Source organism: Nostoc sp. WHI, from assembly GCF_015714725.1.
Taxonomy (GTDB): Bacteria; Cyanobacteriota; Cyanobacteriia; order Cyanobacteriales; family Nostocaceae; genus Nostoc.
Map to the genome: position 1 here is coordinate 19,821 of NZ_WBKM01000011.1, position 7,964 is coordinate 27,784.

Below are 7,964 nucleotides of genomic sequence, written 5' to 3' on the forward strand. Positions count from 1 at the left end.
AAGTTCAGTTTGTTAGACAATCATAATATTCGTTGAATTAATAGTAGGCTTGGTTAGTAGAGTGGCAATCTGAACCGCAGTGGTAGAACCTGTGCCATCAACATCAAAGAAAATAGTACCACTTGATTGATTGTAAATAAAGCGATCGCTCTCATCTTGATCTGCTGTTCCTAAGACAAACCTAGTTTCTGGCAAAGCACCAGCCACAAGTCCACCACCAAAGCCAGCAGCATCAACACGAATTTTATCGTCAACCAGATTAAAGTCTGTAATGCTGTCAATGCCATTGCCAGTTAGTGAAGAGAAGCTAAAGAAATCTTGTCCGCTACCACCAGTCAGATTATCGTTACCAGCACCACCGGCGAGAATATCATTACCATCATTACCAACTAGTCTATCATTGCCCCCGAAACCAAAAATAGTATCGTTGCCAGCACCACCAGAGACATCATCACTGCCATTACCACCTACGAAAGTGTCGTTACCACCACCCAAGTCAACAATTGCATTTTGGTAACTGCCTAATAATGTAATGACATCATTACCATCTTGAAAACTATTAGTTGGTCCATCTCCCTTCAGGTTAATAAAGAATTGACTGTTATTCATGGTTACCGTAATGTTATCGTCGCCGTAACCTCCGGTAATCTTGCCATCAGAACGAGGGGCATTGCTAGAGTTAGTATCATTATCCCAACTGACAGCAAAGGTAACATTTATTGTGTCGTTACCAGTCCCCCCATATGCGCCCAAAATTCCATCTGGGTCGGTAATAGTATCATCACCTGCACCGCCAAACATCAAATCAAATTTTCCAGTCCCACCATTGATTAAATCATTACCAGCTAATCCCTGGAGATAATCATCACCATCAAAGCCGTAGATGTTATCTGCGTTTGCAGTCCCAGAAATATTGTTATTAGTGTCATTGCCATTAATAACATTAGTGGCTGCAACTGCAAGGGCAAAGATATCTTCAGCAGTTGCTCCTTGACTATCGCTAGCTATAACGTTGATATTTAGATTGCCTACACTATTACTGATGGGTGTGCCGATAAAGGTACGAGTTGCAGCATCGAAACTCAACCAACTTGGTAATGCTTCACCGTTTTCTAAAGTGGCGGTGTAAGTGAGAATGTCGCCTGCATCAATATCAGAAAAGGTATTGGCGGGAATAGTGAAGTTAAAGGCGATGTCTTGCGTGGCATTTTGGTCGGCGATCGCCACACCCAAAATCGGTGCATCATTAGTATTGGCGACTGTCAACGTGAAGATATCATCGACACTTGAGCCAAAATTATCAGTGGCGGTGACTTTGATGCTCAGTGTAGCCACATCGTTATTAGCAGGAGTACCACTAAACGTGCGAGTTGCGGCATCAAAGGTCAGCCAAGTTGGTAAGGCGTCACCGTTTTCTAATGTGGCGGTGTAAGTAAGGCTATCACCTGCATCGACATCTGCAAAAGTGTTTTCGGGAATGGCGAAGGTAAAGGCGGTGTCTTCTGTGGCGGTTTGGTTAGCGATCGCATTACCCAAAATCGGTGCATTATTAGTATTGGCGACTGTCAAAGTAAAGATATCATTGACGCTTGCCCCGGAATTATCAGTTGCAATCACTTGAATGCTAAGTGTGATTACATCTGCGTTACTTGGAGTGCCGCTAAATGTGCGGGTTGCAGCATCAAAGGTCAACCAAATTGGTAAAGCATTACCGTTTTCTAATGTTGCAGTGTAAGTAAGGGTATCGCCTGTATCGACATCACTGAAGGTATTAGTAGGAATTTGAAAGCTAAAGGCCGTTTCTTCTGTGGCTGTTTGGTTGGCGATCGCACTCACCAAAATCGGGTTATCATTAACCGGATTAACGGTAATGTTGAAAGTGGTGTTAGCGATCGCACCTCCTGCACCATCGGCAACGGTAAAGCTGAAACTGTCGCTAGTGGTTTCACTGCCATTGTGAGTATAATTTAGCAGGTTACTGTCGATGTCTGCTTGGGTGAAGGTATCGTTAATTGCTAACGCTAAATTGTTGCGTAAAAGTGTGCCGTTATCTGGTATGTCCGTTAAGGTGTAAGTAACTTGGGTGGTGCTATTGTCAACATCTGTGACTTGCAGTTGAGTATGGGGTACAAGTATCATCGGAACAGAAAACCGGGATAAGAAGCATTACATGAATACTACAAAAAATTTTAGGTGCTGAAACTCTTGATTTATCGTTAGGCAGTAGTTAGTGATTTGAAAAGTGAGCTACTACAACTTTCAAAAAAATCCTTACGCAATAAGGCTTTTAAGCTTAACCCAGTTTTCTGTTCCATTGATACTCACACCCCGGAGTTCTTACCGATAAAAGGGTGAACATCGCCCAGGATGAACACCCCAACACCATCAAAGTTATTGATATACTCAAACACATACAGCAGTGGATCTGCATGAGGCGGTTTTTTGTATTCTGGTACTGGCTTAAACACCAGCCCCCCATCTTCAGCAATCAAGCATTGCTCTAGAGTAGAAACTCCCAAGTTCCAAAAGAAAACCGAACTTTTGAGTTTGTCTTTAGCTTCAATAGTGAGCCACTGAATGATAGTTGCTTCATCAGGCGACAGCACATCAACAGCAGCGATGGGGATTTGTGAATCGAGCGTAACGATTAGATTTGAAAGTTTCATGATTTTTGATACGGTAATGGCGATAGTTCTTTATGAGTATTAACAAGTCTCACGACTACCTCATAAAATTCGGCATCGCCGCAAAAGACCTCTGCTGCTGCGTTGTTGTCTGGGTTAGCTATTGCGGAAATTAAGGCATTAACAAGCACACAAAGTCCTTCAGTGTTACCTTTGATGGTCACGGGCTGATGTGCTTGTTGTTGAGGATAAATGTGAATAAATGGGTATTGTTTGGGTAATTCGTTCATGATATTTTGCTGGAGAAAATTAAGGCATCGATCAACCACACCATTCGATGCCCAGCGATTCGCTTATAGTTTCGTAGTGAATATTTTCCCAATAGGTAGTGAACCCATAAAATTTGCAGTATTCAAAATTTCTGGGTTCCCTTCTGTAATCACTCCAGTAATCGCTGCTCTCCAAGTCAGGCAAGTCATCGGGATGAATTTCGCCATCGGTAATGAGGTCGCACATCGGCTTGTAGTAAGTCACAAGCAAACCTAATCCGGCATCATGCTGAAATCCATGCCACTTGGCTCGATGCAGCCAATCTTTTAGCCACATTGCATCGGACTCAAGTTCAGAATCATTGCGAGAACAAGCATCTGACTTTTGCCAACAAGCGGTTAAGGTACACATCCCACCATTTTGCAAAGCTTCTTCCAAATGTTCAGAAGTAAAGTATTGATATGCCAGATCAATATGTGGCTCAAAATTCAGCGCCCACATCAGCTTTTTTAGTTCGCTTGAGGAAAGGTAAATTGTCAACCCGAACTCACCATATTTTCTGGACTTACCATCGACTGGGTGAACGGAACCTAACACTAACATTGTCTACTCCCAAAATATGAGTGTGGGGAGATTGTTTTGTTCCCCCCCACCCAGCTTTTTCTTACTGTCGTAGTCGTGTTTGATGAGTTGAAGTCATGCGTTGCGTTTGGGCTTCTGGCTTAAATTGGCGATCGCCCACAACCCCCAATGCCTCTTCAAAAGGTTGAGTCGCTTCCAGGCAAGACAGCCCTTCAAAACCCGAAGCTTCTACCTTCACTTCACCCGTAACTTTGTCAAAATGTATAAGTATTGAGCGTTCCATTAATTTATCTCCGTGCAAATTGTTTAACTTCTTGATGTCCGGCGAAAGTCAGTCTTAGGGTTTGCACCTGACCAACACTTGTTTCGGTTATGGAACAAGAGCCAAATTTTTCTCGTAACTCTTCAGCCTTGGCTAAAACCATTCTTCGTCCATAAGCTGGCATCAGCTGACAGGCGTAGAACTTTCCTCCTAATTGCCTAATTACTTCGTACTCGTCCTGGATCATTTCGTATTCCGAGCCATTCCACTTAAATCCCATATCTGCACGGGCTTTTATGGTGCGACCACTGACGATAATTTCAGCACTCTGTCCTTGAGAATCGCCGTAGTAGCCCTGAAGTGGCTGTGGCTTTTCGTGGACTTGCGGTGATAGCTGTAAATCTTGTAACGCTTGCACCAAACAATCACGGTTGGCAAGTTTAGTTTTGACTGTTGAAAAATGCGACATCTTATCTCCTAATAGTTTGAGTCGGCAATAATACCCGAACAGTAGTGACAGAGCCGTTGCTCTTGGTTGCAACTACTTCACCTCCGAGTTGCGTAGCAAGTTTTGGGAGGTATAAATTGATGTACTGCTCTTGCAACTTTGGTACGAACTGTGATCCTAGTCCTTTGTCCCGTGCTGCTTGTCCCCACCGTTGGTCAAACTCCGAAATGAGACATTCGTATTCAAACCCGTTCCAGTAAAATCCCAGGTCGTTGCTGTCGTAACTAATTTGATTGCGAGGGACAACAATGTGAGCTAACTGCTCTCGCTTGTCCCCTTCATATCCGTATAAGTTCACTGGTTTATCATGAATTTGGGGATAAAACCCAAAGCGCTGCAATGCTTCGACCAAACACGATTGGTCTTTAAACTTGACTGCAATTTGAGAAAAGTGTGACATAGTTTATCCTTCAGAAATAGTCTTGTGCGCCGTCAATCCTGAGATGATGACAACGCACTTTCAACCAAAAGTATTAGTGATTTAAAGTCTTGGGCAAGTGTGCATTCGCCCAAGTCTATTTTTTACCGGAACTTAAACGACATCACGGTAGCTTTTGATAAGCCCACGTCGCCAGTCGCTAACTGTTGTAGATTGCGTTGTTCATCTAACAGCTTGACCCTAATTTCTTCCATCTTTTGCTGTAACTGACTGCGCCCATCACTACCAAGATTCTTCGACTCAATCGCTGGGTCGGTGACAATCGAATCCAAATGCTCCATCATCTGTTGTAAACTGCTGCCAGCTTCCGGTGAGGCATTTGCCAGTAACACCCGCACTTTCATCAGGTGTTTTTCCATCTTCTTTTTGAACTGCACCGGTTTACGTCCTGGCTCCCAGTCGCTCAATTCTTCAAGGAGTTGCGCCGCCAGTTGTTCACCGCCAGCTTGAGCAGATTCCCGTAGCCTTTGCTCCAGGTTACTATCGTATTGCTGGATAAATTGGGTAATCTGGTCTAAACACTGGGCCTGTTTCTGGTCGAGTTGTTCGGACAGCGCAGGAATAATCACCGGACGACCGATGATTACCTGTAGATAATCCTCCAAGTCAGTGAGAGTGGGGAATGCTGTTAACAAACTAGCTTTGACTTCTTGTTGCTTGTCGTCAGCGAGTTCCCAGGCATTTAGCGAGAGGAATTTGTCAATCCGTTCCTGGTAATCTACAAGTCCTGCCTCGTAATCAACTGTTAACTGATTACGTAAACTGGGAGCTAGATTATCCCTTATATTGATTAATTGATTCCAGACAATTGGAGCTAAGTCTATAGGACAAACCCAGTCCCCAGTATCAGCAGACATCCACTCTTGAACTGAGGCAATTTCTTGACGCAGTTGAGCAGATGCTTCATCTAGCTTTTTGAAAACTTTGATTCCTCGTAACCCGACTTCGGAATTAGTAACTTTTACGAGGTCTGATTCTACTTCACTAATTTCAGCTTTTAAAACATCTGCCCATTTGGGAGCCGCAGATTTTGTACTCTTTTTTAACTGGATGCGAAATCTAATGCGGGTTTTATTTAATTTTGAGAAGTTCAGGTGTTCAACTGTAGCATTTTGGAGAAAAGTTTCCGTTTCGGTGTGAGCGATTGCCTGTACCATGATTTAATACCTATTAATTTTCAGCAAAATTCAGCGTAGCTGATTCATTATGTTGGAGTTGATCAGCTACACTTGTTGACAAAACTCCGTCTAGACAACAACCCAATAATTCCATTGACTGCGAACCATGCAGGATTTTCCTTCGATAGTTGCAGTTCCTAGTTGAGACTTATTTTTCAAGTGTTGAACCTCTCTGATGACTCTATAAATTATCTTGGTCGAGCCATTGTTTTGTAACTTGATTGGTCTTTTAATGAGGGGTGGTTTATATATTGACATAACTCAAAATAGTTGTAGTTGTTCTAAAATTGCTTTGCAGCTTTCTCTCTTCAATTAGCTATAAACCTTAAGCGATGGTGCTTTTCGTTTGAGATTGCCTTGACCATCGTCACCGTTAGTTTCTATCGTCGGTTGCTGAGAACATTCGGATTTTGAGACTGTCCAATCCCAATGATTAATTTGGGATTTTTGACGATGCTCTACTAAGACAATCTTGTTTTTGTACTTGGAGTCTTTACCGCTTATTAAGTAAGCGTCACCCAACGCATAAAAACCAGTTAAAACATAATGTCGTCTATTAAGAGACATCAACGCATCCCAGGCTGATTGTGTTTCTTGCTGCTTGTTCATTTAAGCCGAAATCTTCTCTGTAAAATGTCGATTCCAGCAATAATTCCTTGCTTTGTACGCTGCCCAATTACAAAGCTTGGATTTCTGTAGCCTCGTGGAAGAGTAATTGTTGGTTGCATTTTCGTTACTTTTACTTTGATTAATTGGTTAAATCAGCAAAATTTTCACAGATAAAGATGCTGATTGTTGCTAACTTTTTTCAAACCACCCATTACGTTGAAGCTCGCATTCAGTCATCCATTTTTCATTGACCAAAGACACCCAGACGCAAGACTCATCTCGTTGTGTCTGTATAACTTCACCAGTTTTTTGGTTTTGCAGTACGATTTTTTTATTCATGATGATGAGATGATGAAAAGTCTGGTTTTTTTTTCACAGCACAGTTAGCTGTAGATAAGACTTGAGCAATTTCTCGCAGTTACCCAAGCCCTATTTACAGCTAATTAAAACACCATTTCTGACGCCGCCTTGACACAAGCTTTAGCCTGTTTACTGACCTCTCGCCAATTGGTCTGCTCGTTATAACTAGCAATCACCAATTCAGACCCTACCCACACCCGACAGAACAACACACTCTCGTCTGTTCCTGCCTGTGGTTGAATTGTCAGGGGAGAATAAAGTTGCTGTGGTGTCAATAAAGAAACTGCGGTTAACAAACCTTTGGAAAAGTGTGTATCATGTCCTGACTCCAAGATATAGAGTCTGTCAGCCTGGATTGTAGCAAGCAGTTTGTGAACTTCTTTACCCCGCCGCTCACACTTTTCAAAGCGTAACTCTTTGAGATATCCAGTTAAGGCACTTTGAGCAACAGCACTTGGTTCACCGTTCGCCATAATGTACCACAGCGAACCATTGTGGCGATTGCAGTAGATTTTGCAACTGCCAGCTTCATTGTGTAGTCCCAATTTCGGTTGATTGATTGAGGCAATCAACTGCTTGAGCAATTCTTCTTGCCTCATCAAAGAGGCAACTAAGTCTGATGTTTCTTGAGGGTTCATTTGTTTGTACCAAAAGTATTTTCATACAGCTTTGGCGTAGCCTTTGATTTCTAATGATGAAGGCTAAAATCAGCAATAAAATAGCGCTTTTGCTGATACAAAAGCGCTTAATACTTTTCGCTATTTTTACTATTGAGTTATCCGTGTGAAACAAATCTTGCTAACAACTCTTCACGCGATAAACTAGACAATTCCAGTAAAATTCTCGCAAAGTCATCTGGTGTTAACTGCAACAAACTCTCGACTACTCTTGAAAGTTCTTCATCCACAGAACCAAATCGGAATCTCAACAAGTTTTCTACAACTTGGCGTTGCCCTTCTTGTACCGCTTGCGCTCTTGCTTCTTGATAAGCTTCTGTTAAATTCATAATTAACTCCTGGTCATCTTCAGTTAAATCTGTTTGTGTCATTACACTGATACGCCACCTGTAAACCATTTCAAGAACATTACGGCGGACAAGATTTTCGCTTGGAAGGGCAACCAGTTCACTTAC

Annotated in this window: 9 protein-coding genes and 2 pseudogenes; all 11 read right to left on the bottom strand. The window is 42.4% G+C overall.

Features of this window, described 5'->3' with window-relative positions:
* Nucleotides 1-12 precede the first annotated feature (12 nt).
* Nucleotides 13-2,139 (bottom strand): putative Ig domain-containing protein, encoded by a 2,127-nt coding sequence (locus F8S12_RS00810; RefSeq protein ID WP_196514336.1) that lies wholly within the window; start codon nucleotides 2,137-2,139, stop codon nucleotides 13-15.
* Between the two features lie 191 nt (nucleotides 2,140-2,330).
* A pseudogene (locus F8S12_RS00815) lies at nucleotides 2,331-2,666 on the bottom strand (AAA family ATPase); the annotation flags it as partial.
* A complete protein-coding gene (locus tag F8S12_RS00820) occupies nucleotides 2,663-2,914 on the bottom strand; it encodes a hypothetical protein (protein WP_196514337.1) in 252 nt (83 codons plus the stop codon). The gene F8S12_RS00820 and the pseudogene F8S12_RS00815, both read right to left, overlap by 4 nt.
* 31 nt (nucleotides 2,915-2,945) lie before the next feature.
* The gene (locus F8S12_RS00825) at nucleotides 2,946-3,497 is read right to left on the bottom strand and encodes a hypothetical protein (protein ID WP_196514338.1); all 552 of its coding nucleotides are present in this window, start codon (nucleotides 3,495-3,497) and stop codon (nucleotides 2,946-2,948) included.
* A 61-nt stretch (nucleotides 3,498-3,558) separates the two neighbouring features.
* Nucleotides 3,559-3,759, bottom strand: coding sequence for a DUF2997 domain-containing protein (locus F8S12_RS00830; protein ID WP_196514339.1), 201 nt, complete (start codon nucleotides 3,757-3,759; stop codon nucleotides 3,559-3,561).
* A 4-nt stretch (nucleotides 3,760-3,763) separates the two neighbouring features.
* Nucleotides 3,764-4,207 (bottom strand): DUF1257 domain-containing protein, encoded by a 444-nt coding sequence (locus F8S12_RS00835; protein WP_196514340.1) that lies wholly within the window; start codon nucleotides 4,205-4,207, stop codon nucleotides 3,764-3,766.
* A 1-nt stretch (nucleotide 4,208) separates the two neighbouring features.
* Entirely contained in the window at nucleotides 4,209-4,646 is a 438-nt protein-coding gene (locus tag F8S12_RS00840) for a DUF1257 domain-containing protein (protein ID WP_196514341.1), read from the bottom strand.
* A gap of 122 nt (nucleotides 4,647-4,768) precedes the next feature.
* Nucleotides 4,769-5,842, bottom strand: coding sequence for a hypothetical protein (locus F8S12_RS00845; protein ID WP_196514342.1), 1,074 nt, complete (start codon nucleotides 5,840-5,842; stop codon nucleotides 4,769-4,771).
* A gap of 333 nt (nucleotides 5,843-6,175) precedes the next feature.
* Nucleotides 6,176-6,472, bottom strand: coding sequence for a hypothetical protein (locus tag F8S12_RS00850; RefSeq protein ID WP_196514343.1), 297 nt, complete (start codon nucleotides 6,470-6,472; stop codon nucleotides 6,176-6,178).
* A 443-nt stretch (nucleotides 6,473-6,915) separates the two neighbouring features.
* On the bottom strand, nucleotides 6,916-7,470 hold the full coding sequence (locus tag F8S12_RS00855) for a hypothetical protein (RefSeq protein ID WP_196514344.1): 555 nt from the start codon (nucleotides 7,468-7,470) through the stop codon (nucleotides 6,916-6,918).
* Between the two features lie 137 nt (nucleotides 7,471-7,607).
* A pseudogene (locus F8S12_RS00860) lies at nucleotides 7,608-7,964 on the bottom strand (hypothetical protein); the annotation flags it as partial.